Below are 26,047 nucleotides of genomic sequence, written 5' to 3'. Positions count from 1 at the left end.
AGGTCGGGTAGGGTTCGCGATATGTTGCGAATGTCCACCCTTTTCTTGCGCACGTTGCGCGATGACCCAGCAGATGCTGAAGTTCCAAGCCATCGCCTTCTAGTCCGCGCTGGATATATTCGCCGAATTGCCGCAGGTGTCTATTCATGGCTTCCACTGGGAGTCATCACACTTCGAAACATTGAGAACATTGTTCGCGATGAGATGGATAAGGCTGGGTTTCAAGAAGTTCACTTTCCAGCACTACTTCCTAAAGATGCATACGAAGTAACAGGTCGCTGGAATGATTACGGCCCAGATCTCTTTCGCCTTCAAGATCGCAAGGGTGCTGATTACTTACTAGGCCCGACACATGAAGAGATGTTTACCCTGATGGTCAAGGGTGAGTATTCATCCTATAAAGATTTACCCCTTGCTCTCTATCAAATCCAGACTAAGTATCGCGATGAAGCGCGCCCACGTTCTGGAATTATCCGCGGCCGTGAATTTGTGATGAAGGATTCTTACTCATTTGACCTTACCGATGAAGGCCTTGTTGAGTCCTATATGCGCCACCGCGCGGCATATATCAAGACATTTGATCGCCTTCGTATGAAATACAACATCGTCAGCGCCGTCTCTGGCGCGATGGGTGGATCTGCATCGGAGGAATTCTTAGCGCCATGCGAGACCGGTGAAGATACATACGTTCTCTGTGAGAAGTGTGGCTATGCCGCAAATGTTGAGGCGATGACGACAGTTGTTGCAGCAAGTGATGCATCAGGTGTTGCAGCCCTTGAAGTCTTTGATTCACCTAATACGCCCACTATCGACACCCTTGTTGAATTACTCAATGCAAAGTTCGGTGGGGGATATGACGGGTCAATGACGCTTAAGAATGTCATGTTGATGGCAGATAAAACTCCTATCTCCGTACTCGTTCCAGGTGATCGCGAAGTAGATCTCAAGCGCTTGCAGGCAAATCTTGCCGGCGTTAATGACATCAGCGTTTTTGAGGATGCAGATTTTGCAAAGTTCACAGGACTTGTGAAGGGGTACATCGGACCACAAGATGCGAAGAAGAACGGCATCACTGTCTATGCAGATCCTCGTATTGCACCAGGAACATCATGGGTGACAGGTGCCAATGCTAAAGATAAGCATGCTCGCAATGTTGTCAGCGGTCGCGATTTCACTGTCGATCACTATGTGGAAGCTGCACAGATTAAACAAGGTGATGCATGCCCTAAGTGTGAAACACCAGTAATTATTGATCGCGCTATCGAAATCGGCCACATCTTCCAACTAGGGCGCAAGTATGCAGATGCACTTGGCCTCACAGTTCTAGATCAAAACGGCAAATCACAGGTTGTCACTATGGGCTCTTATGGAATCGGTGTTTCACGCGCGGTAGCAGCAATTGCTGAACAGAGCTATGACGAGATTGGTCTTTCATGGCCTGTTGAGGTTGCACCTGCCAAGGTCCACGTTGTTGCAACTGGAAAAGAAGATGCAGTCTTTGAAACAGCAGAGAAGATTTCGGCAGATCTTGAAGCTCGCGGAATTAGCGTGATGATCGATGATCGCCGTGGCACAAGCCCTGGAGTTAAGTTTAAAGATGCTGAGTTGATTGGTATCCCTGTGATTGTCGTTGTGGGCAAGGCTCTGGAACAAGGAAATGTTGAAATCCGTGTTCGCAGGAGCGGGGATAAATCTGAAGTTGCAGTTGCATCAGCAGTTGATTTCATCGCTGGCCTGCTTCCTACATTGAGCTAATGCTTGAAAATCTCACTGCACTAAATCTCATACTGCTTGGCGTTGCGATGTTTGCATCTGGCTTTATCGATGCCATTGCTGGCGGGGGAGGGCTGATTCAGACCCCTGCGATGTTGCTCTCATTCCCAGACCGTAACCCTGTAGAAGTTGTTGCAACCTCCAAGACTGCCGCCTTCTTTGGAACAACTACTGCGGCCATTCAGTACCGTAAATTTATCAAGACAGATCCCAAGTTACTCATTGCGATGGTCATCCCAGCCTTTATCGGCTCAGGTATCGGCGCGCACTTGGCATCTCGAATATCTGCTGGAAGTTATAAGAGCTCAATATTTTTCGTCATGATTGCAATCTTTTTCTATACGCTTGTGAAGCCTGAACTTGGGAAAGAGCATGTCGAAAAGCATTCGCCACAGAAGTTAATGGTTATTGGATCCGTTGCTGCTTTCATCATCGGCTTCTATGACGGACTTATCGGGCCTGGCACAGGAACAATCTTGATGATTGCCCTGGTTGCGCTCATGGGCTTTGCCTTCGTGGGCGCATCGGCAATTGCAAAGGTCGTTAATGCAACAACGAATCTAGCTTCCATCATCGTTGTTGGACTGACCATTGGTGTGATGTGGAAGCTTGGGCTTGTTCTTGCAGTGGCAAATCTTGCAGGTGGATATATGGGTTCGCATATGGCGATTAAGAAGGGCTCATCCTTTATCCGAATCTTCTATCTGATTGTTACAGGCCTTCTCATTCTGCGACTTGGATACTCGCTCTATTTAGAGTAAATTTGTCTCTGCACGGCACCAAAAAAACAATTGAATAACAATCGAATAGGACGGCACGAAGATGGCACTTAAAGACCAGATTTCTGAATACATCACTCCAGCGCTACAGAAAGCTGGATATTTTCTTGAAGATGTCAATCTTGTTTCTCCAGGACAGCACCGCATCGTCACAGTCATCGTCGATGGCGAGAGCGCACTTAATCTTGATCAAGTTACCGTGGCTTCAAAGCTCGTCTCAGAACTTCTCGATGAGGCAACTTTTATGGGGGAGACTCCATTTACCCTGGAAGTGACATCTCCTGGAATCGATCGCCCGCTCACAATTCCTCGCCACTTTGCTAAGAATGTTGACCGTCTTCTTAAGGTGACCAAGACCGATGGCGTTGTCATCACAGGTCGAATTCTTTCCAATACCGATAGCGACCTGACTCTATCTGTGACTGAGAAGAAGGATGTGAAAGAAGTAGTTATCTCTTTGGCCGATATTAAGCGCGCACAAGTTGAAATTGAATTTAATCGCAAAGAAGGCGACAAGTAATGGGCGTCGATATTCCAGCACTGGTACTTCTGACCGATGCAAAGGGCATGCCCCTTGAACAGTTGATTCAAATGATTGAAGCAGCGATTCTGACCTCTTATGCAGAGACTCCTGAAGCTAATCGTTATGCGCGCGTTCAACTCGATCGTGAGACAGGCGATATTGCAATCTATGTTCCGACCTTTAATGAACTAGGCGAGCGTGTGAGTGAAGATGTTCTTGAAGTTGAAGGTTTTGACCGCATGGCAACATCGACTGCGCGCCAAACCATCAAGACGCAGATGCGTGCTACTAATGATGCTGAAATCGTTGGTGAGTTCACGGCATCTGTTGGAGATGTGATTTCAGGAATTATTCAGCAAGGTCGCGATCCAAAGATGATTCACGTCAACCTTGGTCGTATTGAAGGAAAGATTCCGCCTCAAGAACAAGTTCCAGGTGAGGTCTATACACACGGTGAACGCATTAAATGTTTCGTTGTTGAAGTAAAGCAAGGGTTAAAAGGTCCAGAGATTATGTTATCTCGCAGCCACCCGGGCCTTGTGAAGCAACTCTTTGCTCTGGAAGTTCCTGAAGTTAAAGATGGAATTGTTGAAATTATGGGCGTCTCACGAGAGGCTGGCCATCGCACGAAGATTGCTGTGAAATCACATCGTGCTGGTGTTTCACCCAAGGGTTCTCTCATTGGACCACTCGGTGCACGCTCTCGCGCTGTGATGGATGAACTCAATGGAGAGAAGATTGACATCGTCGATTACGATGAAGATCCAGCCAAATATGTTGCACATGCTCTGGCTCCGGCCAAAGTCAGTAGCGTGACAATCGTTGATGAACTATCGCGCTCAGCAAAGGTAATTGTCCCTGATTACCAACTCTCATTAGCTATCGGTAAAGATGGGCAGAATGCTCGTCTTGCAGCTCGCCTTACAGGCTGGCGTATCGATATCCATCCTGATACCCCGCTACCAACGGCATAACCCCCGCATGAAATAGGGAATTCCACCCTGATTCGCTAGACTAGGCACATTACGCAGGCACGCAAGCGCCGCGTTATTAACGAAATGGATGCGAAAGATATGAAACTCAAATGAGCTCGTTTACATCATGAGGTCGAACAACTAGGGCTCGCATCCCACAAGTATTTATGCGGGCCAAGACAGGAGAAATGTGTCAAAGGTCCGCGTACATGAGTTGGCAAAACAACTCGGTATGGAGAGCAAGGAAGTCCTTGCAAAGCTCCAAGAAATGGGCGAATTCGTCCGATCAGCTTCATCAACTGTTGAAGCACCTGTAGTCCGCAAGTTAGTTGCGCTCTATCCAGATGCAAAGCCAGTTTCCGATGCGAAGCCAGTTAAGAAGGCAGCTGCAAAGAAGACCGCTGCCTCAAAGAAGACTGCCGAAGTAAACCCAGAGTTAGCTGCAGAACTTGCCGCCGAACTTGGTGTCGATCTTGCAGCGCTGAAGGCATCACGCGATGCTGAAAAGGTTGCACATGAAGAGGCGAAGGCTGCAGCAAGTGAAGCAGCTGCAACTCCTGCACCAACAACACCAACAACTCCAGCGGCGCCTCGTCCAGGAAATAATCCTTTCTCAACAGGCAGTGCGGTTCCGCGCCCACCACGTCCTGGAAATAATCCTTTCTCAACAGGTGGCGCAGTTCCTCGCCCACCACAACGACCACAAGGAACGGGAGCACCTCGTCCAGGAATGGCAGGAGCGCGTCCAGGTTCTGTGCGTCCAGGTTTTGCAGCGCGTCCAGGTGCAGCGCGTCCTGCAGGTGCTGGAACAGGAACAGGTAATTACCCACCACGAACAGGTGGAGCACCAACATCATCAGGTCCATATCGTTCACAAGGTGCAACTGGTGGTGCACCAGGTGGTGCAGCAGGTGGTCCACAACGTCCAGGCGGCGGCGGTCCTAATCGCGGTCCAGGTCGTGGCGGTACTGCAGGAGCGTTTGGAAAGAATGCAAGTAAATCTTCAAAGCGTAAGCAGAAGTCTCGTAAGGCGCTGCGCGAAGAGTTCGACAATATGCAGGCACCACAACTTGGTGGCGCAGTTATTCCTCACGGCGATGGCAAGACAAAGATTCGTATGCGTCGTGGATCATCGCTTGCAGACTTCGCCGAGAAGATTGGCGCAGATCCAGCAGCGTTAGTTTCAGCGCTATTCCACCTTGGTGAAATGGTTACTGCAACACAATCTGTGGATGCAGATACATTTGAAATTCTAGGAGCACAGCTTAAGTATCAGATCGAGATTGTCTCTCCTGAAGATGAAGATCGTGAGCTCTTGCAGGACTTCGATATCGATCTGGCTCAAGAGCTAGAAGATATGAACCCTGATGATCTCGTTGCGCGCCCACCAGTAGTAACTGTCATGGGTCACGTTGATCACGGTAAGACATCTCTTCTTGATGCAATTCGTAAGACTGAAGTCATTAAGGGCGAAGCGGGTGGAATTACTCAGCACATCGGTGCTTACCAAATTCACCATGATCATGATGGCGTTAACCGCGCAATCACCTTTATCGATACACCGGGCCACGAAGCCTTTACGGCGATGCGTGCTCGCGGTGCAAAGGTCACAGATATTGCTGTGCTCGTTGTTGCAGCAGATGACGGCATCATGCCTCAGACAATTGAAGCGCTTAACCACGCTCAAGCAGCTGATGTTCCAATCGTTGTTGCAGTCAACAAGATTGATAAGGAAGGGGCGAACCCAGATAAGGTCCGCCAGCAATTGACCGAATACAACTTGATCGCAGAAGAGTACGGCGGAGACACAATCTTCGTAAACGTCTCTGCAAAGAAGGGCGAAGGAGTCGATGCACTTATCGAATCCATTCTCCTCACAGCAGATGCTGCAATTGATCTTCGCGCAATCGCTGCCGATGATGCTCGTGGTGTTGCTATTGAAGCTCACCTCGATCGTGGTCGTGGCCCTGTTGCAACAGTTCTTGTTCAACGCGGAACTTTGAAGGTCGGAGATGCAATTGTCGCCGGTGGTTCATTTGGTCGCGTTCGTGCGATGCTCGATGAACACGGTGAAAATGTTGATGTTGCAGGTCCATCACGTCCTGTGCAGGTTCTCGGATTCACCTCTGTTCCAAACGCTGGAGACACGTTCCTCGTTGCAGAAGATGACCGCACCGCACGTCAGATCGCTGAGAAGCGTCAGGCAGCAGAACGTAATGCTCAGCTTGCTAAGGCTCGTAAGAAGGTTTCACTTGAAGACTTTATGGAGCAGTCCAAGGTCTCAACTCTTAACCTCATCCTCAAGGGTGACGTTTCAGGTTCTGTGGAAGCCCTCGAAGATGCACTTATGCAACTCGATGTTGGAGCAGAAGTTGATCTTCGTGTTATCCACCGCGGCGTAGGCGCAATTACCAAGAGCGATATCACTCTTGCATCAGCATCTACTGCAGTTGTGATCGGCTTTAACGTTAAGCCTGAACCACAGACAGCAATCTTCGCTGATCAAGAAGGTGTTGAAGTTCGCTTCTACTCTGTTATCTATAACGCTATCGAGGAGATTGAGCTCTCCCTTAAGGGTCTGCTCAAGCCAGAATACGAAGAAGTTGTATTGGGTAGCGCAGAAGTTCGCGATCTCTTCAAATCTTCTAAGGTTGGAACCATTGCCGGTTCCATCGTTACCGAAGGAATCATTCGACGTAATGCAAAGGCACGCGTTATGCGTGATGGAGCAGTCATTGCAGAAGAGGTCACAATCGAATCTCTCAAGCGATTTAAGGATGACGCCACTGAAGTCAAAGAAGGCTTTGAGTGCGGTATCGGCGTCGGTAAGGGTGCAGACCTTCAGGTTGGAGACATCATTCAGGTCTTCGAGATGCGTGAGAAGAAGCGCGCTTAACAATGGGAAATTCACATCGCAGCCACAAGGTTGCAGACCGCATCAAGGTAGTAGTGGCACAGCTGCTTGAGACAAAGATTAAAGATCCGCGTCTTGGCTTTGTCACTGTTACCGATGCGCGTGTGACTGGAGATCTCCAGAACGCCTCTATCTTCTATACCGTTCTCGGTAACGAAGAAGAGCGTGCTGCAACTGCAGCAGCACTTGAGTCAGCTAAAGGTGTTATTCGTAGCGCTGTGGGCAAAGATTTGGGAACTCGCATTACGCCTTCTCTTGAATTTATCCTTGATGGTCTTCCAGAATCTGCCAAAGCACTAGACACTCTCCTTGAGCGAGTTCACCAACTCGATGCAGAGGTTGCAAAGGCGCGCGAGAATGCAAAGCCAGTTGTTGAAGATGCTTATAAGGTCCCACGTATTAAAATCGAAGAGTAAGTAATTTCTCATGGTTGATGGCTTCCTTGTTGTCGATAAAGCGGGCGGAATGACGAGCCACGATGTTGTTGCGGTGGGACGCAAAGCATTGGGCACACGCAAAGTAGGTCACGCGGGCACTCTTGATCCAATGGCCACAGGCATTCTTGTACTGGGATTCGGTAATGGAACTCGTCTTTTGCAATACATCACCGATGGTGACAAGTCCTATGTTGCAACCATTGTTCTTGGCGCATCTACTGTCACAGATGATAAAGAGGGCGAAGTACTTACCAGTACCGATGCCTCAAAGGTTGTAGATGCCGATATTGAAAAGATTCTTAAAGCGATGATTGGAACGATTGCACAACGCCCTTCATCAGTCTCTGCCGTTAAAGTCGGGGGAGAGCGTGCATATGATCGCGTTCGAGCAGGTGAGACATTTGAACTCGAAGCTCGCAGTGTGACTATTTCTCAACTCGATATTCTTGCTATTCGCCACCTTGCTGCAACTACTGAAGTAGATATCGGAGTTACATGTTCTGCCGGCACATTTATTCGCGCCATTGCTCGCGACTTAGGTGATGGTCTTGGCGTTGGGGGACACCTCAGCGCTCTGCGCCGCACGCGCGTTGCTGGCTTTAGCGAGAAAGATGCTGTGAGCTTTGAAGATCTGAAAGCGCAGAAATTCACGGCGCTGGGCCTTTCCGATGTTGCTCGTGTGACTTTCACGCCCCGTGAGCTATCAGTTGATGAAGTCAAAGAACTCTCATTTGGTCGCCCACTATCTGAAAATGGAAATACAGTCATTAACGCTGCAATGTCTCCGGATAATCATCTGATTGCACTTCTGAAAGATGAAGGCGGCAAGGCTAAGCCGATTGCTGTCTTTGCAGCGGCGAACTAGGTAAGGCAAGATTCGAGTATGAGCCAGAGCAGCGTCGTAGTCATAGGCGTCTTTGATGGCGTCCATAAGGGCCATCAACTTCTGCTCAATCACGCCAAAGAGATTGCTGATGGACGTTCGATTGTGGCACTTACCTTTGATCCTCATCCAACAACTGTCTTTGCACCCGATAAAGCGCCCACAATGCTTACCACCTTGGCAGATCGCGTTGAGTTACTCAAGATTCATCACGCAGATCAAGTAGCTGTCATGAAGTTCAATGAGAAGTTTGCTGCGATGTCACCGGAGGATTTCGTAGAGACTGTGTTGGTCAATCAGCTTCATGCAAGCACCGTGATTGTGGGAAAGAACTTCACCTACGGACATAAAGCTGCTGGAAGCGTTGATACCTTGATCAAATCTGGACTCACACACAACTTCACAGTTGATGTGCAGGAACTTAAGGCAGATACTGAAGTCATCTCATCTTCACGTATTCGCAAACTGGTGATTGAAGGAAATGTTGAGAAGGCGCGTGAGCTTTTATCTCGCCCCCATCGCCTTGATGGAGTAGTTGTTCATGGTGAAAAGCGTGGGCGTGAAATTGGATATCCCACTGCAAACCTAGGAAATATTGATGGGCAGACAATTCCAGCAGATGGCGTGTATGCAGGTTGGTTGACGGTTGGCATTAATTTCTGGCCAGCTGCAATTTCAATTGGTACGAATCCAACATTTGAAGGTGCTCGTGGTCGTCAAGTTGAGGCGTATGCACTCGATCAAGAAGGTCTTGAGCTCTATGACAAGAACGCATCGATTGAATTTGGTTGGTATTTACGTCCGACTCTGAAATTCGATGGTCTTGAACCACTTCTTGAGCAGATGAAGAAAGATTGCGATCAGGCCCGAGAATTAACGGAGAAATAGGCGTATTCCAGCCTCAATTTCACTTATCCATAGCCCACAGGTAAACTTCCCTCTGTCCAACGAGAAAGTGATTTCCCGTGATTCAAACCGGGAAGCCTCTTGAACAGTACTGATGTACTTAACATGAAAAGGAAATACAGATATGTCATTAACACCAGAAGTAAAGAAAGAAATCATTGCGAAGTACGGATCATCAGCTACTGATACAGGAAGCCCTGAAGCTCAGGTCGCTCTTTTGTCCCGTCGTATCGAAGACATTACAACTCACCTCAAGACCAACCCGCATGACCACCACAACCGTCGTGGTCTCTTGTTGCTCGTAGGTCAGCGTCGTCGCATCCTTCAGTACCTCGCGAAGACAGATATCAATCGTTATCGCGCAATTATCGAGAAGCTCGGTATTCGCCGCTAATTAAGAATTAATTACACGCCGGGGGACAATGGTCCTCGGTAGTGGTTTCCAGATGTTTGCATCTGTGAACTTCGATCGAAGATTCATTTGTTTCGCCTCGCGTGTAGTTACCGCTCTAAGGTGCAATCTACGTGCCTTGGAATTTGAAACAAAGGAGGACCCATGGAGGGTCAAGACGTTAAGACAGCAGTAGCCGTTATCGATAACGGAAAGTTCGGAAAGCGCGAGATTAAGTTCGAAACAGGACGTCTCGCAAAGCAAGCAGCAGGAGCTGCAGCTGTGTATCTCGATGATCAGACAATGATCTTCTCAGCAACAACAGCATCAAAGACACCTAAGGATCAATTCGACTTCTTCCCACTTACAGTGGATGTTGAAGAGAAGATGTATGCCATTGGCAAGATTCCTGGTTCATTCTTCCGTCGTGAAGGTCGTCCATCAGAAGAGGCAATTCTTACCTGCCGTTTGATCGACCGCCCATTGCGTCCATCATTTATTAAGGGACTTCGTAATGAAGTTCAGATCGTTGTGACAGTTATGGCACTCGATCCAGACCACATGTATGACGTCATTGCTATCAATGCAGCGTCAATGTCTACACAGCTTGCAGGTTTGCCATTCTCAGGTCCTATCGGTGGAGTGCGTGTTGCACTTATCGAAGGGCAGTGGGTTGCATTCCCTAACCATTCACAGGTCGAGAACGCTGTTTTCGATATGGTCGTTGCAGGTCGCGTCACAGCTGACGATGTAGCAATCATGATGGTGGAAGCGGAAGCAACAACTCGCACAATTGGTCTTATTGCAGAAGGCGCTAAGGCGCCTACTGAAGAGATCGTTGCGCAGGGACTGGACGCAGCAAAGCCATTTATTCGTATTCTCTGTGAAGCACAGTCAAAGCTTGCAGCAGTTGCTGCAAAGCCAACAGCTGAATTCCCAGTGTTCCTTGATTACCAAGATGATGTATTTGCTGCAGTTGAAAAGGCTGCCAAGGATGACCTTGCAAAGGCACTTACGATCTCAGGTAAGCAAGAGCGCGAAACAAAGATCGATGAGATCTCAGCTGCAACTAAGGAATCTGTCTCAGCAGCATTTGAAGGCCGCGAGAAGGAAGTTCCTGCAGCGTTTCGCTCACTGACAAAGAAGCTTGTTCGTCAGCGCGTACTTCGCGACAAGATCCGTATTGATGGTCGCGGTCTTCGCGATATCCGTGCGCTCTCAGCTGAAGTTGAAGTGATTCCTCGCGTTCACGGTTCAGCAATCTTCGAACGCGGTGAGACTCAGATTCTTGGAGTAACAACTCTGAATATGCTCAAAATGGAGCAGCAGCTCGACACTATGAGCCCTGATAAATCAAAGCGTTACATGCACAACTACAACTTCCCACCATATTCAACTGGTGAAACAGGTCGTGTTGGTACACCTAAGCGCCGCGAAATCGGCCACGGTGCACTTGCTGAGCGTGCTTTGATTCCAGTACTTCCAACACGTGAGGAGTTCCCTTACGCAATCCGTCAGGTCTCTGAAGCACTTGGTTCCAATGGATCAACATCTATGGGATCTGTCTGTGCATCAACGCTGTCAATGCTTCAAGCAGGCGTGCCACTTAAGGCTCCTGTTGCAGGTATTGCAATGGGTCTGATCTCAGATACTGTCGATGGAAAGATTGAGTACGTAGCTCTTACAGATATCCTCGGTGCAGAAGATGCATTTGGAGATATGGACTTTAAGGTCGCAGGAACAAAGGACTTCGTTACAGCTCTACAGCTGGACACAAAGCTCGATGGAATCCCTGCATCTGTTCTTGCTGGCGCACTTCACCAGGCAAAGGAAGCGCGTCTTGCGATTCTCGATGTCATGAACGAAGCAATCGATACACCGGATGAGATGAGCCAATACGCTCCTCGCATCATCTCTGTAAAGATTCCTGTAGATCAGATTGGTGCAGTAATCGGGCCTAAGGGCAAGATCATCAACCAGATTCAAGATGAAACTGGCGCAGATATCTCTATTGAAGATGATGGAACTATCTATATCGGTGCAACCGATGGGCCTTCAGCAGAAGCTGCTCGCGCACAGATCAATGCCATTGCTAATCCACAGATGCCAGAAGTGGGAGAGCGTTACCTCGGAACCGTCGTAAAGCTTGCAACATTCGGTGCATTTGTTTCATTGATGCCAGGTAAAGATGGCTTGCTCCACGTATCTCAGATTCGCAAGATGCATGGTGGAAAGCGCATTGAAAACCTTGAAGAAGTCATGAAGGTTGGCGACAAGATTCAGGTTGAAATCGGCGAGATTGATCCAAAGGGCAAGCTCTCATTGGTTCCAGTTCTCGAAGATGGAACGACTCCAGCTGCTGAATAAGTAGATGTCAGTCAAACGCTCAGTTCACTCAAGTGGCCTGCGCATTGTTACGGAAGAAGTTCCGTCAGTGCGCAGCGCTGCTGTGGGAATCTGGGTCAATGTAGGTTCACGTGATGAAGCACCGGCAACTGCTGGTGCTTCTCACTTTTTAGAGCACCTTCTCTTCAAAGGAACGACAAGCCGCACAGCGCTAGATATCTCATCTTCTATCGAATCTGTTGGCGGCGAAATGAATGCATTTACCTCCAAGGAATACACCTGCTTCTATGCACGCGTAATCGACACAGATCTTCCAATGGCAATTGAGGTTGTCAGCGATCTCATTACTTCATCCATTGTGACTGCACTCGATGTCGATGCAGAGCGCAAGGTAGTTCTAGAAGAGATCGCAATGCGTGATGATGATCCGAGCGATCTCGTCCATGATCTCTTTAGCGATACCTATTATGGAGATACCCAGATCGGTCGCCCGATTCTTGGAACCGTTAATTCCATCAAGGGAATGTCTCGTAATACTGTCTTTAATTACTATAAGAAGAAGTATCTTCCGCAGGACCTTGTCGTGGCAGTTGCCGGAAATATCAAACATAAGCGTGTCGTTGCAATGGTTGAGCAAGCTCTCTCAAGGGATAACTTCCTTGATGTGATGGCAGCTCCTGTGATCCGTCCCAATATTCCTATTAAGAATACGAAGCAGCAATCAGTTGGATTGATGTATAAGAAGAGCGAACAAGCTCATATGTTCTATGGCATGGAAGGCGTTGCTCGAGCAGATGATCGTCGCTTTGCAATGGGCGTTCTCTCTGCAGCTCTCGGTGGCGGAATGTCATCGCGTCTATTCCAAGAGATCCGTGAGAAGCGCGGCCTTGCTTACTCTGTCTATGCCTATGCTCAGCAATTTGCAGGCTCTGGCGTTCTTGGTTTCTATGCAGGGTGTAATCCAACAAAGGCTATTGAAGTTGTCGAAATTATCCGAAGCGTCTTATCTGATGTTGCCGATAATGGAATGACACATGAAGAGATTGAGCGCGCAAAGGGCGCAGTCCGTGGCTCTCTGGTCTTAAGCCAGGAAGATACGGGCTCACGGATGAGCCGCATCGGCAAGAATGAAATCGTTTATGGCCAAGTTATGGATTTTGATGACATTCTCAAAGCTATCTCTCGCGTGAGCGCCCAAGACATTCATGAAATTGCCAGCGAGTTCTTGGTCAAAACGCCTACCCTTGCTCTTGTCGGTCCATTTAAGAACGAATCTAAATTTGAGAAGGTGCTTCAAAAATGATCAAAGTAGGAGTACTCGGTGCACGTGGCCGCATGGGTTCTGAAGTTGTTAAGGCTGTTAATGAAGCCTCTGACCTTGAACTCGTAGCAGCGCTCGATCTCGGTGATTCACTTGACGCTCTAGTTTCAAACGGAGCACAGGTAGTCGTTGATTTCACCACTCCAGATTCAGTGATGGCTAACCTTGAATTCTTGATTTCAAAGAACATAAATGCAGTCATCGGAACTACTGGATTCGATGATGCGCGTATTGCAAAGATTAAGAGTCTCTTAGCCTCATCTAAGTCAGGCGTTCTGATTGCGCCTAACTTTGCCATCGGTGCTGTCTTGATGATGGAGTTTGCAACAAAGGCTGCAAAGTACTTCGAATCTGCAGAAATTATTGAGCTGCACCACCCTAATAAGGTCGATGCACCATCAGGAACAGCAGCGCGTACAGCAGATCTCATGTCTAAAGCTCGTAAAGAGGCAGGGCTAGCACCCATGCCTGATGCGACAACGTCATCACTTGATGGTGCACGTGGTGCAACTGTGGGAGATATTCCGGTGCACTCAGTTCGTGTGCGTGGACTTGTTGCTCACCAAGAAGTATTGCTCGGCGGAATTGGTGAAACACTTTCAATTCGTCATGACTCCATCGACAGAGTAGGTTTTATGCCAGGAGTACTTCTTGGCGTTCGTCAGGTAATTACACATCCAGGGCTGACATTCGGCCTTGAAAACTTTATGTAGGGAGATTGAAATGGCACACGCAGATATCACAATGTATGGCGCTGATTGGTGCGGAGATTGCCGTCGCTCAAAGCGTCTTCTTGAAGAGCTTGATGTTCAGGTCAATCACATTGATGTAGAAGCCGATCCATCAGCTGCTGCCAAAGTGCAAGAGATCAATGGGGGAGCGAAATCAATTCCCGTACTCGTCTTCTCTGATGGAACTCATATGACTGAACCTTCAGATAATGACTTGAAGGCAAAGCTCACATCCCTTGGGATAATCTAAAGTCTATAAAGCGCAGCCGATGTAATGGCTGCAGAGATAACCACTACGAAGTACGGTGCTTTCAGGCTCAGTGCAATCAGTGCTACTGCAACTCCTGCAAGACGTTGATCAATGACCCACTTACCTTTTTCAGTAATTGTCTGCACTCCGACAAGTGCGCTTAAGAGTGCAATAGGAATCAGCGTGTTAATTCTCAGCATGCGAGGGTTGGTCAAATACTTTTCGGGAATTGAGTGCCCGAGATATTTAAGGGTAAATGCGATAGCGCTCGTTCCCAGAACTCCTATCCACAACGCGTTCATGAGCGCACCTTCCAACCGAATGCAACTGCAAGTAATGCTGTGGCAATAATCGGAAGACCCGCAGAAATGATGGGGCTTAAGACAATTGCCAGAGTGACGGCAGATGCCGCGAGTGTGCGCTCATATCTTCCTGTAAGTCGAGGCCAAACGAGTCCAAGAAATGCAGCAGGAACTGCGGCATCAAGGCCCCATGCAGAAGGATTACCCATCGCTTGCGCACCGAGAGCTCCCAGCAATGTGAAGAAATTCCAGAATATATAGACTCCAAAGCCCGTTAACCAAAAGCCCTGCTTCATTGCATTGATACCTAGATCTTCTTGGCCGATGGCAACACCTGTTGATTCATCGATGGTTACTTGTGCTGCGATGACGCGCTTTACTCCACGGACTTTAAGAAGTGGCGCCATGCGCAATCCATAGAGACCGTTTCGAATACCGAGTAAGGAAGCGGTCGCAATTCCTGAAATCGCACTTCCACCAGCGCCCATGACGCCAACGATCGCAAATTGCGAGGCCCCTGAAAAGGTGAGGAGTGAGAGCAGGCATGTTTGAAGAATTGAGAATCCAGCTGCGATAGAAGCTGCTCCAAAAGCGGTTCCATAGAGGCCGACTGTGAAGGAGACGCTCAGACTTTGCGTTGCGGTGGCGCGGTTCACTTTGGACACGCGGTTATTGTGCCCTAGATATCCGAAGGGTGGAGGGGGGTTGAAAGATAAGGTGCGCACATGTCTGAGACCGTAATATTTAGAGACGATGTATCCGTCGAACTCATCAAAGCTAGCGCTAGCGATGCTGATGTCATTTGGGCCGCTCGCGTATCAACTGCCGGCGAGCAATCGATGGATGAGATTGGTGAGGATCCGGCTCGTTCTGCTGGGTTGATTAATTACCTCGCACGCGAACGCCATGGCTCACCGTTCGAACACACCTCGATGACATTCTTTATCTCAGCTCCGATCTTTGTATTCCGCGAATTTATGCGCCATCGCATCGCTTCCTATAACGAAGAATCTGGTCGCTATCGCGAACTCAAGCCAGTCTTTTACATTCCCTCCAAGGAACGTAAATTGATTCAAGTTGGCAAAACCGGTGCATATACATTTGTTGATGGAACGAAAGAGCAATTTGATATCACAGTAGCTGCGATGAAAGAGGCATACCTCGTTGCCTACGATTCTTATCAGAAGATGCTTGAGGCAGGCGTTGCTCGTGAAGTAGCTCGCGCAGTGCTTCCTGTTGCTACCTACTCTTCTATGTATGTGACTATGAATGCGCGCGCATTGATGAATTTCCTATCACTTCGCACAGCGCGCGAGGGTTCACATTTTCCTAGCTATCCACAACGTGAAATTGAGATGGTGGCTGAAAAAATGGAAGCCGAATTCGCGAAATTAATGCCTCTTACATACGGGGCATTTGAAAAATCTGGTCGTATCGCGCCTTAAGCGATAAGATGACCAAATGAGTACGCAAGCGCCTTTCGGTCGACTTCTCACCGCAATGGTGACCCCCTTCGATAAGGATGGGGCAATTGACTGGGCTGGCGTTGAAAAACTTGCACAACATCTCGTTGATACTGGCCATGACGGTATTGCAGTCAATGGCACAACAGGTGAAGCACCAACGACAAAGTCTTCTGAGAAGCTTGAGATCATCAAGGTTGTGAAGAAAGTTGTTGGGTCAAAGATTCAGGTTCTCTCAGGTGCTGGCGATAATGAAACTGCTTACACAGTGGAGCAAGCAAAGCGTTCACAAGATGCTGGTGCAGATGGGCTTCTCGTCGTTACTCCGTATTACAACAAACCACCGCAAGCGGGAATTGAGGCGCACTTTCGCGCAGTTGCTGCTGTAACTGACTTGCCGATCATGATGTATGACATTCCAGGCCGCACAGGCGTTGAAATTGAATCTGACACCATCGTCAAACTCTTTGAATCAGTAAAGAACATCGTTGCCCTCAAAGATGCAAAGGGAAATATCGCTGCAACCTCATGGGTCATTAAGCGCTGCGGTATTCCTGTGTATTCAGGTGATGACATCTTGAACTTGCCTTTCCTCTCAGTAGGCGCAGTGGGCTTTGTCTCTGTCTGTGGCCACACAGTGGGACTTCAACTCAAAGCGATGCTCGATGCTTGGTTTGCAGGAGATGCAACTAAAGCACTTGAGATTCATCAGCAACTCTTGCCAGTATTCACCGGCACATTCCGCACACAAGGTGCAATTTTGACCAAGGCAGCGATGTCTCTCATGGGGCTACCCGGAGGAACAACACGTCTGCCACTCGTTGATGCAACCGAAGCACAGATCGAACAATTACGTAAAGATCTCACTGCCGGTGGCGTCACGCTAAAGAATTAACGCACTCTCTTTATGACACAACATCCCCATCCCAACCTCGGTACTCCAGGCAAGCTTGCTAATGGGGGACTGCGCATAGTTGCACTCGGTGGAATCTCTGAAATCGGTCGCAATATGACTGTCTATGAGACCAATGGCAAGCTACTTATTATCGATTGCGGTGTTCTCTTTCCTGAAGATAATCAACCAGGAATTGATCTGATCCTTCCTGACTTTAGTTATATCCGTGATCGCCTTGATGATGTTGTTGGACTATTTCTTACACATGGCCACGAAGACCATATCGGCGCAGTTCCTTATCTCTTGCGCGAACGTGGGGATATTCCTGTCTATGGATCAGCGCTGACTATTGCTTTGATTGCAGCAAAATGTAAAGAGCACCGCATCTCGCCTCTTACCCATGAAGTCCGCGAAGGCAATCGCGAAGATGTTGGCCCCTTTGAACTCGAATTCATTGCAGTCAATCACTCCATCCCTGATGCACTTGCTGTGGCAGTTCATACCAAGGCTGGAACAGTTCTACACACCGGTGATTTCAAGATGGATCAGTTGCCACTAGATGGTCGCATCACAGACCTTCGCACCTTTGCACGCTTGGGTGAAGAAGGCGTGGATCTCTTCCTCGTTGATTCAACGAATGCTGATGTTCCTGGATTTACTCCCTCTGAGCGCGAAATCATGCCAGCGCTCAATAGAGTGATTGCATCAACTAAACGACGCGTCATCGTTGCATCGTTCTCTTCTCATGTGCACCGCGTTCAGCAAGTCATTGATACCGCGGCTCTACATGATCGCAGGGTGGCATTTATTGGCCGCTCCATGATTCGGAATATGAAGATTGCACAAGATATGGGCTATCTCAATGTGCCATCAGGGATTCTCTTTGATGCACGAGAGCTCGATAATTATGATGATCGCGTAGTACTTATCTGTACTGGTTCACAAGGTGAACCTATGGCTGCACTCTCACGTATGGCAAATGGTGATCATCAGATTCGTGTGGGCGATGGTGACACTGTGATTCTTGCTTCCTCCCTCATTCCTGGGAATGAGAACTCTGTCTTTAGAGTGATCAACGAACTCACACGCTTTGGTGCCAAGGTGGTCCATAAAGCTAATGCCATGGTGCACGTTTCAGGTCATGCTGCAGCTGGCGAACTTCTCTATTGCTACAACATCGTAAAGCCTAAGTATGTGCTTCCTGTCCATGGTGAATGGCGCCACCTCAAGGCCAATGCTGAGATTGCAATACAGGCAGGTGTGCCACGTGAGAATGCATTCATCATCGAAAATGGAATTGTTGTAGATCTTATTAACCATGAGGCAGAAGTTGTTGGCTCTGTTCCATGCGGATTTGTCTATGTCGATGGCCACAGTATTGGTGACATTACAGAGTCATCACTGAAAGACCGTCGCATTCTGGGAGAAGAAGGATTTATCTCAGTCATTGTTGTTATTGAATCGCAGACTGGAAAGATTGTTGCTGGCCCTGATATTCATGCTCGAGGATTTAATGAAGATGAAGCGCTCTTTGATGAGGTTCGAGGACAAATCGAGAAGGCGCTAACAGCTGCAGTTGCAGATGGAGTAAATGGAACTCATCAACTTTCACAAGTAGTTCGTAGAACTATCGGTAGTTGGGTCGGTCAAAAACACCGCCGCCGTCCGATGATCGTTCCCGTTGTCGTTGAGGTCTAAGTCGGCGCGCCTACGGGCTTGAAAAATACCCTCCACCTAAGATTGAAGGTGTGGCTACCAAGAAGAAACGCACAACTAAGAAGTCTTTTCTTAAGGTAATTGGTTCTGCCCTCACAACTCTCTGGCGCCTTCTAGCTAAAACTCTAGGTTCATCCATCCGCTTTGTTGCACGTGGAGCTCGAGATCTCGATCCTGAGCACCATAGAGATGGCGCAGCCCTTCTTGTTCTCCTCTTCTCTCTCTCAGCCTTTGCAGGAACATGGTTTAAGGCAGATAACTATGTCGGACGAAATTTGTACTCCTTCTTCTACGGGGCATTTGGGCGAATCGGTCTATTAGCTCCTTTAGTCCTTCTCTATTTTGCGGTGCGCCTATTTAGAAAACCAGATGATAAGCACACAACAGGTCGCATCACTGTTGGAACTCTGACACTTCTTGTGAGTGCAACAGGGCTAACGCATTTACTCAACGGCTCACTGGGTGCAATCAATCCAACTGGTGCAACTGCGATCCGTGATGGGGGAGGGCTACTTGGATATTGGGTAGCAAAACCTCTCGTAGCACTTATGACATCACTGCTGGCATATCCAGTTCTCTTTGTTATTTTCTTCTTCGGCCTACTGATCATTACTGGTACGCCAATATCAAAAGTTGGTATACGACTGAAGGTTATTGCTATCTGGCTCTGGTCAAAAAAGCCTGCCCGTAACAAGGATGACTTTGAAATCTCAGATACACCGCCCTTTGAATCACCTGTTGTGGCGTGGAATCAAGCAGATGATGAGATTGATGAAGAAGAATTTGATCAGGAGTTCACCGTTGAAGTGCCCAGAATTCCACTGGAGGCACAACTTAAGGAAGCTCCTAAATCTGATCGCCGCCCAGAACAACTACTGCTGACAAGTGATGTGAAGTATGAGCTTCCTTCCCATGATCTCCTTAAATTGGGACCGGCTGCAAAGGCTAAGAGCAAAGCAAATGAGGTCGTTGTTGCTTCGCTAACAGAAGTCTTTAAACAATTTGATATTGATGCTCAGGTCACAGGCTTTATGCGTGGGCCAACAGTTACACGCTATGAGGTGGAGCTGGGTAATGCTGTGAAGGTAGAGCGCATTACCGCTCTTTCAAAGAATATTTCATATGCTGTAGCAAGCAGTGAAGTTCGCATCCTCTCGCCCATTCCGGGTAAATCAGCAGTCGGAATTGAGATTCCAAACGCTGACCGAGAAATCGTCGCCCTTGGTGATGTGATGCGCTCAAGCGTTGCAGGCCAAGATCACCACCCCATGCTGGTCGCACTTGGCAAAGACGTTGAGGGCAATTTTGTCTGTGCAAACCTTGCAAAGATGCCGCACTTACTTGTTGCAGGTGCAACAGGTGCTGGTAAATCTTCGATGATTAACGCGATGATTACATCGATTTTGATGCGCGCTACACCTGATGATGTTCGCCTTATTTTGATTGATCCAAAGCGTGTTGAACTCACCGCCTATGAAGGTATTCCACATTTGATTACTCCAATTATTACCAATCCAAAGAAGGCGGCAGATGCGCTGACATGGGTAGTGCGTGAGATGGATCTTCGCTACGAAGATTTAGCAACATTTGGGTTTAGGCATATCGATGATTTCAATAAGGCTGTGCGAGCTGGGAAAGTTGTTGCACCTCCTGGTTCTGATCGTATTGTTGAGCCTTATCCATACCTTCTTGTCATCATCGATGAACTTGCAGATCTGATGATGATTGCAGCACGTGAAGTAGAAGAGTCAGTTGTGCGCATCACTCAGCTTGCTCGTTCTGCCGGTATTCACTTAGTTCTTGCAACTCAACGTCCTTCTGTAGATGTTGTGACCGGTCTTATTAAGGCAAATGTTCCCTCCCGTCTATCTTTTGCAACTTCTTCCTTGGCCGATTCACGAGTTATTCTCGATAGCCCGGGCGCTGAGAAACTTATCGGACAAGGTGATGCCCTCTTTATTCCTATGGGTGCAAGCCGTGCTATCCGTATTCAAGGCGCCTACGTGTCAGAGCGTGAAATTGAAGCTGTTACTAGCCATGTGAAGAAGCAACTTTCTCCGCGATATCGCGATGATGTCACTCAAGTAGCTCAAGCCAGTAAGAATATTGATAAAGAGATCGGTGATGATCTTGAAATTCTGATCCAAGCCGTAGAGCTTGTTGTTGGAACTCAATTTGGATCAACATCTATGTTGCAACGCAAACTTCGTGTTGGTTTTGCAAAGGCTGGACGTTTAATGGATTTGATGGAATCTCGTGGAATCGTCGGGCCATCAGAAGGTTCCAAGGCTCGCACCGTGATGGTAAAACCCGATGAACTCGATTCAGTCCTTGCAACCCTGCGCGACTACTAAATTTCATCTTCTGTTGGGTGCAATTTAGGGGTGATTTAACCGAATAGGGGACACTTCCTATTAATCACCCATCAGTCTAAAGTTAGAATTAGCCACAGGTAATTCCCCATAGCAAGGCGGCAACTCATGACTCTAGGAAGCACAATTCGCGATGCTCGCGAAGCCGCGCGCATAACTCTTGAGTCGCTCTCAGATTCAACCAGTATTCGTATGGGTCTCTTAACAGAGATGGAAGATAATAATTTTAAGCACTGCGGTGGAGATACTTACGCCCGTGGTCATCTGCGAAATATTGCAAACCGCATTGGATTGAATCCACAAATTCTTCTTGATCTCTACGACGATCAGCATTCAACTGAGAAGCGAGCGATGCAAGATCTTCTTGTCGAAAATAACATTATGCAGGTACCCCGTGAGAAGAAGACAATCTCTTGGAAAGTTCCAGCTCTAATCTCTGTAACAGTTCTCTTCGTCATTGCATCTGCGCAGATTGTTACTTCAAATCAAAGTTCTTCTCCAGCTCCTGCTCCAACTGTCTCTTCGAGCAAGAGTGCAGCACCAGCACCGACGCCAAGTCAGAGTGCCGCAACAACTGAGAGTGCAGCGCCTACTCCTGCAGTCACAAGTAAGAGCGGTCCAGTCTCACTCACTCTTGTTGCATCCCGTGGAAATTCCTATATCCACATTATTGTCGATGGGAAAACGGCTGAGAAAGGCTCGCTATTTCAAGGCGAAACGAAATCATTTACCGGCAAGAATGTTGTAAGTATTTATCTGAGTAACCCAGCAGGACTTGATCTGACTCTCAATGGAAAGCAATTGCCTCCATTGGGTGGCCAAAATGAAGAGGTTCGTCGCACCTTCCGATAGCATCACCCTCATGTCTCGCACCGTCGCTATTGTCACTATGGGGTGCGCGCGCAATGAAGTAGATTCCGAAGAGCTTGCTGGCCGTTTAGCAGCCGATGGCTGGACACTTGTTGAAGATGTTGAATCAGCAGAAGTTGCTGTGGTTAATACCTGTGGATTTATTGAATCAGCAAAGAAAGATTCAGTTGATGCCCTCCTTGAAGCTAATTCCCTTAAAGGCCATGGGGTAACTCGCGCAGTAGTTGCTGTGGGATGCATGGCTGAGCGCTATGGAAAAGAGTTAGCAGAAGCGCTACCTGAGGCTGATGCAATCCTAGGCTTTGATGACTATCAAGATATTTCAGTGCGACTTCAATCAATTGTTAGCGGTAATGCACACACGCCTCACGTTCCACGTGATCGTCGCGCCTTGCTTCCTATTGCACCGGTAGAGCGCGCTGCTGCTCGCGATGAGAGTTATGCATCATCCCTGGGTGCTGGTGGCTCACTCTTTCGTAAGCGCTTAGGAAATGCACCGTGGGCACCTCTGAAGATTGCATCAGGCTGCGATCGCAGATGTTCATTCTGTGCAATCCCATATTTCCGAGGCTCATTCATCTCACGACGTCCGACTGAAATCTTGCAGGAAGGGGCATGGCTTGCACAAAATGGCGTGAGCGAACTCTTCTTAGTCAGTGAAAACACAACTTCCTATGGCAAAGACTTAGGTGATCTCAAATTGATGGAGAAGATCCTTCATGAGTTTGCAGAGATCGAAGGCGTGGAGAGAGTCAGACTTTCCTATCTACAGCCAGCTGAAATGCGCCCATCACTGCTTCAAGCAATGATCGAGACAGATAAGGTCGCGCCCTACTTTGATCTCTCCTTCCAGCACACAAGCCCCACCGTCTTACGTCGCATGCGACGCTTTGGTGACTCTGAGAAATTCCTTCATCTGATCTCACAAATTCGCGCACTCTCTCCTGAGGCAGGAATTCGTTCTAATTTTATTGTTGGTTTTCCGGGGGAGACGCAAGCTGATTATGACGACCTTGCAGATTTCATCACGGCAGCAAAGCTTGATGCTGTTGGCATATTTGGTTACTCGGATGAGGACAACACAGAGGCTCTCGATCTCAGCGATAAAGTTGAGGAAGAAGTCATTCGTGAAAGAGTTGAAGCACTTTCATCCCTTGCAGATGAAATGGTTTCACTTCGCGCCCAGGCTCGCATTGGTGAATCAGTACGAGTGCTGATTGAGGATGCTGAACTACAAGAAGGTCGAGCTGCCCACCAAGGCCCTGAAGTCGATGGAACAACTACCTTTATTGGCACTAATTTTGAAGTAGGCCAATATATTGATGCTGTGGTTATCGACTCAATGGGTGCAGATTTGGTTGCGCAAGTGCAATGAGAGTTCCATCCTTCATCACTCCCAATACTCTGACCGTTACTCGCATCCTTCTTATTCCCTTTGGTGTTTACACACTTTTCTACGATGGTGGAGATAACACTTCCTATCAGTTGATTTCTTATGCAATCTTCTTCACCTTAGGCATGACCGATATTGTCGATGGCAAGTGGGCCAGACAATCAAATCGCATTACGGCACTTGGCACCTTCCTAGATCCGGTGGCCGATAAAGCCCTAATCGGTGCTGCGATGATTTCTCTGTCGATTCTCGATCGCTTTCCATGGTGGATAACAATCCTCATTCTCACTCGTGAAATTGGAATTACGCTCTTTCGTTTATTTGTCATTAAAGGTGGAGTGATTCCTGCAAGTAAGGGTGGCAAGCTCAAGACGCTCATGCAGAATTTTGGAGTCGGTTTCTTTATCCTTCCTCTTCCATCATGGCTTGACTGGTTTAAGTATGGATTTATCAGCATCGCAATTATCTTGACGATTACTTCAGGATATGACTACTTACGCTCTTGGTATAAGAAGCGATAGATTCATGCTTATGCCAACACAGGCCCATGCGCGGACCATTATCGAAAAACTTCGCTCTCGCAACGAGAGCGTCTCTGTTGCAGAATCTCTGACAGGCGGAGGACTTGGGCATGAGCTCACTCGGATTCCTGGCGCATCTGAAGTTTTCCTTGGTGGCATCATCGCCTACACAACAGATGTGAAAGTAAATTTCCTTGGAGTTCCACGTTCGACAATTGAGGCGTATACCGTTGTCAGCGAAGAAGTTGCGATAGCGATGGCAGAAGGTGCACGAAAGAAAATTGGAAGTACCTGGGCAATTTCAACAACTGGCATTGCTGGCCCTGGCGATTACTTAGGAATCCGAGAAGGAACAGTCTGGATCGCCATCGCAGGACCTGTGAACCAGACCCTTCAACTCACCCTCGATGGCGGGCGTGATGGCGTGCGAGAAGGGGCTATATCCAGCGCGATAGGCACCTTTGCCCGTATCCTTAGCTAACGCAGAAGAAGTAAAGGAGGCAGGCAATGGCGCTATTACGTGAAGCAGTTGGTCACACACTTCGCGATGCCCGCACCTCACAATCTCGCACGTTGCGTGATGTTGCGCGTCAAGCACGAGTCTCACTGGGTTATCTCTCAGAAGTAGAACGTGGACAGAAGGAAGCATCATCAGAGTTACTTAATGCAATCTGTGAAGCACTCGGTCTTACCTTGTCATCTGTGATGACTGGCGTTACACACGAACTCAAATCTCGTGAAAGCGCAAAGCTCTCCGTTGTCGACGCAGCCTAAGTACGCCTTGCAAGGCGGAATTCATCGTCGCACCGAGAGCGCAATTCTCGAAGGCACCAAATCACTGATTGCTCTCCACGGTATCTCTCATATTTCAATGATCGATATTGCTGATGCATCTGAAGTATCTCGCGCAACTCTCTATAACCATTACCGCGATAAGAACGCAGTTCTTGAAGCTCTCGTAACTTTAGAGGTAGAAAAGTTAGTCGAGCTTGCGCAGCGCTCAGGAACTCCAGCGGATGCCCTCGAGACTTTATCAAAGGCGATTTCATCAGATAGCGCACTTGCTTCCATGCGCATCCACGATGCTGAAATGCTTATTGCAATCATGTCTCACGCTGAAAATCCGCTCTATCTCGTTCTTGCAACATGTATTTATGAGGCAACGAAATCTGAGGCAGGAACCGGACTCGCTATGCGTTGGTTATTGGGGCAGGTCATGCAACCAATCTCACCTAAGCAATCTCGCGAACAAGCTGAACTCCTTGTAGAGCGCACGCTCTTTTAGCGTATGCGCATCTCAGATCTACGGGAAAGACTTGTGCTCTCATTTGGTGAAGCATGGGCGCCATCGTTCTCACAAGATATCGCCATCAGCGAACTTGGCTCCATGACAGTTAATGAAGCGCTCACTGCAGGGCGCGAAGCAGATGAAATTTGGCGAGCAGTGTGTAAGCAGTGCCCCACTGAAACCCAGAAATATCGTTACTAATGCCTGTTACATCTGAAGTCATTGCAAGAGCGCCCGGACTTCCAGCACTTGTGCTCGTGCACGGCCTTGGCTCTGCAGGAAATATCTGGAAGACGCTGCATGCAGGGCTTGAGTCAACATTTACGATCTATCCCGTTGATCTTCCGGGCCATGGAAGTGCGCCCCTTCATGATGAAAGCCTTGATCCACGCTCACTTGCTCACGCAATTGTTACAGCGCTGGAGAAAGATCATGGAGTGAAGGAATTCCATGTGGCAGGTAATTCGCTAGGTGGATGGATTGCGCTAGAACTTGCTGCGCACTATCCAGATCGCATCAAGAGCGTGACTGCCCTTGCTCCAGCTGGGCTATGGCATGAAGGCCCCACAGGTAAGGTGCCACCGAGTTTATTAGCGCGCATCCTTGCAAAGATTTCACAACACTTTCTTCGCCTTGCTTATCATCTGCCACCATTGAAAGCTATGGGCTATAAGAAGATTACCCATCTCTGGAGAGAACTCTCCTTTGAGTCCTGCAAAGATTCTGTCATTGCGATGGCCCGTTCAGTGGGCTATATGCCAATCTGGCGTGCACTGCGCTTTCAGAAATTTGATGCATCAATCCCAGAAAGCATTCCAGTCTCAATCATCTTTGGTGATTACGATTTAACGCTTCCACATCCAAGAGCGCAAGAGCGAGAAGTGGCGCCACGGCATTCACGATGGATAGTTGTTGATAACTGTGCCCATGTGATTATGTGGAACTACCCAAAACTCACCGTTGATTTGATTAAGAAGACAGCTTTCTCACGCCCCTGAT

27 protein-coding genes are annotated in these 26,047 nt (G+C 48.2%); 25 read left to right on the top strand and 2 right to left on the bottom strand.

The features are described 5' to 3' along the window. Positions 1-21: 21 nt before the first annotated feature. The 13 genes from A1sIIA65_RS04465 to A1sIIA65_RS04405 all read left to right on the top strand — a co-directional run bounded on the left by A1sIIA65_RS04465 (position 22) and on the right by A1sIIA65_RS04405 (position 14,228). A complete protein-coding gene (locus tag A1sIIA65_RS04465; protein ID WP_095676373.1) occupies positions 22-1,755 on the top strand; it encodes a proline--tRNA ligase in 1,734 nt (577 codons plus the stop codon). Beyond that, on the top strand, positions 1,755-2,534 hold the full coding sequence (locus A1sIIA65_RS04460) for a sulfite exporter TauE/SafE family protein (protein ID WP_095676372.1): 780 nt from the start codon (positions 1,755-1,757) through the stop codon (positions 2,532-2,534). The genes A1sIIA65_RS04465 and A1sIIA65_RS04460 overlap by 1 nt, the downstream gene beginning before the upstream one ends. 61 nt (positions 2,535-2,595) lie before the next feature. Continuing rightward, on the top strand, positions 2,596-3,072 hold the full coding sequence (gene rimP / locus A1sIIA65_RS04455) for a ribosome maturation factor RimP (protein ID WP_095676371.1): 477 nt from the start codon (positions 2,596-2,598) through the stop codon (positions 3,070-3,072). Further along, a complete protein-coding gene (gene nusA, locus A1sIIA65_RS04450) occupies positions 3,072-4,049 on the top strand; it encodes a transcription termination factor NusA (protein ID WP_095676370.1) in 978 nt (325 codons plus the stop codon). The genes rimP and nusA overlap by 1 nt, the downstream gene beginning before the upstream one ends. Before the next feature lie 190 nt (positions 4,050-4,239). Beyond that, positions 4,240-6,945 (top strand): translation initiation factor IF-2, encoded by a 2,706-nt coding sequence (infB, locus tag A1sIIA65_RS04445; protein ID WP_095676369.1) that lies wholly within the window; start codon positions 4,240-4,242, stop codon positions 6,943-6,945. A 2-nt stretch (positions 6,946-6,947) separates the two neighbouring features. Then, the gene (gene rbfA / locus A1sIIA65_RS04440; RefSeq protein WP_095676368.1) at positions 6,948-7,379 is read left to right on the top strand and encodes a 30S ribosome-binding factor RbfA; all 432 of its coding nucleotides are present in this window, start codon (positions 6,948-6,950) and stop codon (positions 7,377-7,379) included. A gap of 10 nt (positions 7,380-7,389) precedes the next feature. Next, the gene (gene truB, locus A1sIIA65_RS04435) at positions 7,390-8,265 is read left to right on the top strand and encodes a tRNA pseudouridine(55) synthase TruB (RefSeq protein ID WP_095676367.1); all 876 of its coding nucleotides are present in this window, start codon (positions 7,390-7,392) and stop codon (positions 8,263-8,265) included. A gap of 18 nt (positions 8,266-8,283) precedes the next feature. Continuing rightward, positions 8,284-9,171 carry a bifunctional riboflavin kinase/FAD synthetase gene (locus tag A1sIIA65_RS04430; protein WP_095676366.1) on the top strand — a complete coding sequence of 296 codons (888 nt, stop codon included), beginning with the start codon at positions 8,284-8,286 and terminating at the stop codon, positions 9,169-9,171. Between the two features lie 142 nt (positions 9,172-9,313). After that, the gene (gene rpsO, locus A1sIIA65_RS04425) at positions 9,314-9,583 is read left to right on the top strand and encodes a 30S ribosomal protein S15 (protein ID WP_095676365.1); all 270 of its coding nucleotides are present in this window, start codon (positions 9,314-9,316) and stop codon (positions 9,581-9,583) included. Between the two features lie 162 nt (positions 9,584-9,745). Beyond that, positions 9,746-11,947 (top strand): polyribonucleotide nucleotidyltransferase, encoded by a 2,202-nt coding sequence (locus A1sIIA65_RS04420; RefSeq protein WP_095676364.1) that lies wholly within the window; start codon positions 9,746-9,748, stop codon positions 11,945-11,947. Positions 11,948-11,951: 4 nt separating this feature from the next. After that, positions 11,952-13,229: a M16 family metallopeptidase gene (locus A1sIIA65_RS04415; RefSeq protein WP_095676363.1), complete on the top strand. Its 1,278-nt coding sequence runs from the start codon at positions 11,952-11,954 to the stop codon at positions 13,227-13,229. Beyond that, on the top strand, positions 13,226-13,960 hold the full coding sequence (gene dapB, locus A1sIIA65_RS04410; protein WP_095676362.1) for a 4-hydroxy-tetrahydrodipicolinate reductase: 735 nt from the start codon (positions 13,226-13,228) through the stop codon (positions 13,958-13,960). Before A1sIIA65_RS04415 ends, dapB begins: the two co-directional genes overlap by 4 nt. 10 nt (positions 13,961-13,970) lie before the next feature. Further along, complete coding sequence (locus tag A1sIIA65_RS04405; protein WP_095676361.1) at positions 13,971-14,228, top strand: glutaredoxin family protein; 258 nt, start codon at positions 13,971-13,973, stop codon at positions 14,226-14,228. On the opposite strand, the gene A1sIIA65_RS04400 is transcribed toward A1sIIA65_RS04405, so the two are convergent. Together A1sIIA65_RS04400 and A1sIIA65_RS04395 are read right to left on the bottom strand one after the other, a co-directional pair. Then, positions 14,225-14,530: an AzlD domain-containing protein gene (locus A1sIIA65_RS04400; RefSeq protein WP_095676360.1), complete on the bottom strand. Its 306-nt coding sequence runs from the start codon at positions 14,528-14,530 to the stop codon at positions 14,225-14,227. The genes A1sIIA65_RS04405 and A1sIIA65_RS04400 overlap by 4 nt on opposite strands. Continuing rightward, positions 14,527-15,195: an AzlC family ABC transporter permease gene (locus A1sIIA65_RS04395; protein ID WP_223298508.1), complete on the bottom strand. Its 669-nt coding sequence runs from the start codon at positions 15,193-15,195 to the stop codon at positions 14,527-14,529. The genes A1sIIA65_RS04400 and A1sIIA65_RS04395 overlap by 4 nt, the downstream gene beginning before the upstream one ends. 60 nt (positions 15,196-15,255) lie before the next feature. Between A1sIIA65_RS04395 and thyX the strand changes: the two genes are divergently transcribed. The 12 genes from thyX to A1sIIA65_RS04335 all read left to right on the top strand — a co-directional run bounded on the left by thyX (position 15,256) and on the right by A1sIIA65_RS04335 (position 26,046). Next, positions 15,256-15,975, top strand: a complete 720-nt coding sequence (thyX, locus tag A1sIIA65_RS04390) for an FAD-dependent thymidylate synthase (RefSeq protein WP_095676359.1) — start codon at positions 15,256-15,258, stop codon at positions 15,973-15,975. 16 nt (positions 15,976-15,991) lie between these two features. Further along, complete coding sequence (gene dapA / locus A1sIIA65_RS04385; RefSeq protein WP_095676358.1) at positions 15,992-16,888, top strand: 4-hydroxy-tetrahydrodipicolinate synthase; 897 nt, start codon at positions 15,992-15,994, stop codon at positions 16,886-16,888. A 12-nt stretch (positions 16,889-16,900) separates the two neighbouring features. Next, the gene (locus A1sIIA65_RS04380; RefSeq protein WP_095676357.1) at positions 16,901-18,586 is read left to right on the top strand and encodes a ribonuclease J; all 1,686 of its coding nucleotides are present in this window, start codon (positions 16,901-16,903) and stop codon (positions 18,584-18,586) included. Between the two features lie 50 nt (positions 18,587-18,636). Then, positions 18,637-20,958 carry an FtsK/SpoIIIE family DNA translocase gene (locus A1sIIA65_RS04375; protein WP_190277098.1) on the top strand — a complete coding sequence of 774 codons (2,322 nt, stop codon included), beginning with the start codon at positions 18,637-18,639 and terminating at the stop codon, positions 20,956-20,958. A gap of 126 nt (positions 20,959-21,084) precedes the next feature. Next, the gene (locus A1sIIA65_RS04370; protein ID WP_095676356.1) at positions 21,085-21,828 is read left to right on the top strand and encodes a helix-turn-helix domain-containing protein; all 744 of its coding nucleotides are present in this window, start codon (positions 21,085-21,087) and stop codon (positions 21,826-21,828) included. A 10-nt stretch (positions 21,829-21,838) separates the two neighbouring features. Further along, positions 21,839-23,221, top strand: coding sequence for a 30S ribosomal protein S12 methylthiotransferase RimO (gene rimO, locus A1sIIA65_RS04365; RefSeq protein ID WP_095676355.1), 1,383 nt, complete (start codon positions 21,839-21,841; stop codon positions 23,219-23,221). Further along, positions 23,218-23,760: a CDP-diacylglycerol--glycerol-3-phosphate 3-phosphatidyltransferase gene (gene pgsA, locus A1sIIA65_RS04360; RefSeq protein WP_095676354.1), complete on the top strand. Its 543-nt coding sequence runs from the start codon at positions 23,218-23,220 to the stop codon at positions 23,758-23,760. The genes rimO and pgsA overlap by 4 nt, the downstream gene beginning before the upstream one ends. 4 nt (positions 23,761-23,764) lie before the next feature. Continuing rightward, positions 23,765-24,241 (top strand): CinA family protein, encoded by a 477-nt coding sequence (locus A1sIIA65_RS04355; protein WP_095676353.1) that lies wholly within the window; start codon positions 23,765-23,767, stop codon positions 24,239-24,241. Positions 24,242-24,267: 26 nt separating this feature from the next. Continuing rightward, entirely contained in the window at positions 24,268-24,534 is a 267-nt protein-coding gene (locus A1sIIA65_RS04350) for a helix-turn-helix domain-containing protein (RefSeq protein WP_095676352.1), read from the top strand. A 7-nt stretch (positions 24,535-24,541) separates the two neighbouring features. Continuing rightward, complete coding sequence (locus A1sIIA65_RS04345) at positions 24,542-25,045, top strand: TetR/AcrR family transcriptional regulator (RefSeq protein ID WP_095676351.1); 504 nt, start codon at positions 24,542-24,544, stop codon at positions 25,043-25,045. A 3-nt stretch (positions 25,046-25,048) separates the two neighbouring features. After that, on the top strand, positions 25,049-25,249 hold the full coding sequence (locus A1sIIA65_RS04340) for a DUF3046 domain-containing protein (RefSeq protein WP_095676350.1): 201 nt from the start codon (positions 25,049-25,051) through the stop codon (positions 25,247-25,249). Next, the gene (locus tag A1sIIA65_RS04335; RefSeq protein WP_095676349.1) at positions 25,249-26,046 is read left to right on the top strand and encodes an alpha/beta fold hydrolase; all 798 of its coding nucleotides are present in this window, start codon (positions 25,249-25,251) and stop codon (positions 26,044-26,046) included. Before A1sIIA65_RS04340 ends, A1sIIA65_RS04335 begins: the two co-directional genes overlap by 1 nt. The last annotated feature ends 1 nt before the right edge of the window (position 26,047 follow it).

It is taken from the genome of Candidatus Planktophila dulcis, from assembly GCF_002288225.1.
GTDB classification, from domain to species: domain Bacteria; phylum Actinomycetota; class Actinomycetes; order Nanopelagicales; family Nanopelagicaceae; genus Planktophila; species Planktophila dulcis.
The sequence above is the reverse complement of the archived record's forward strand: the minus strand, read 5'-3'. Positions and strand labels throughout refer to the sequence as shown.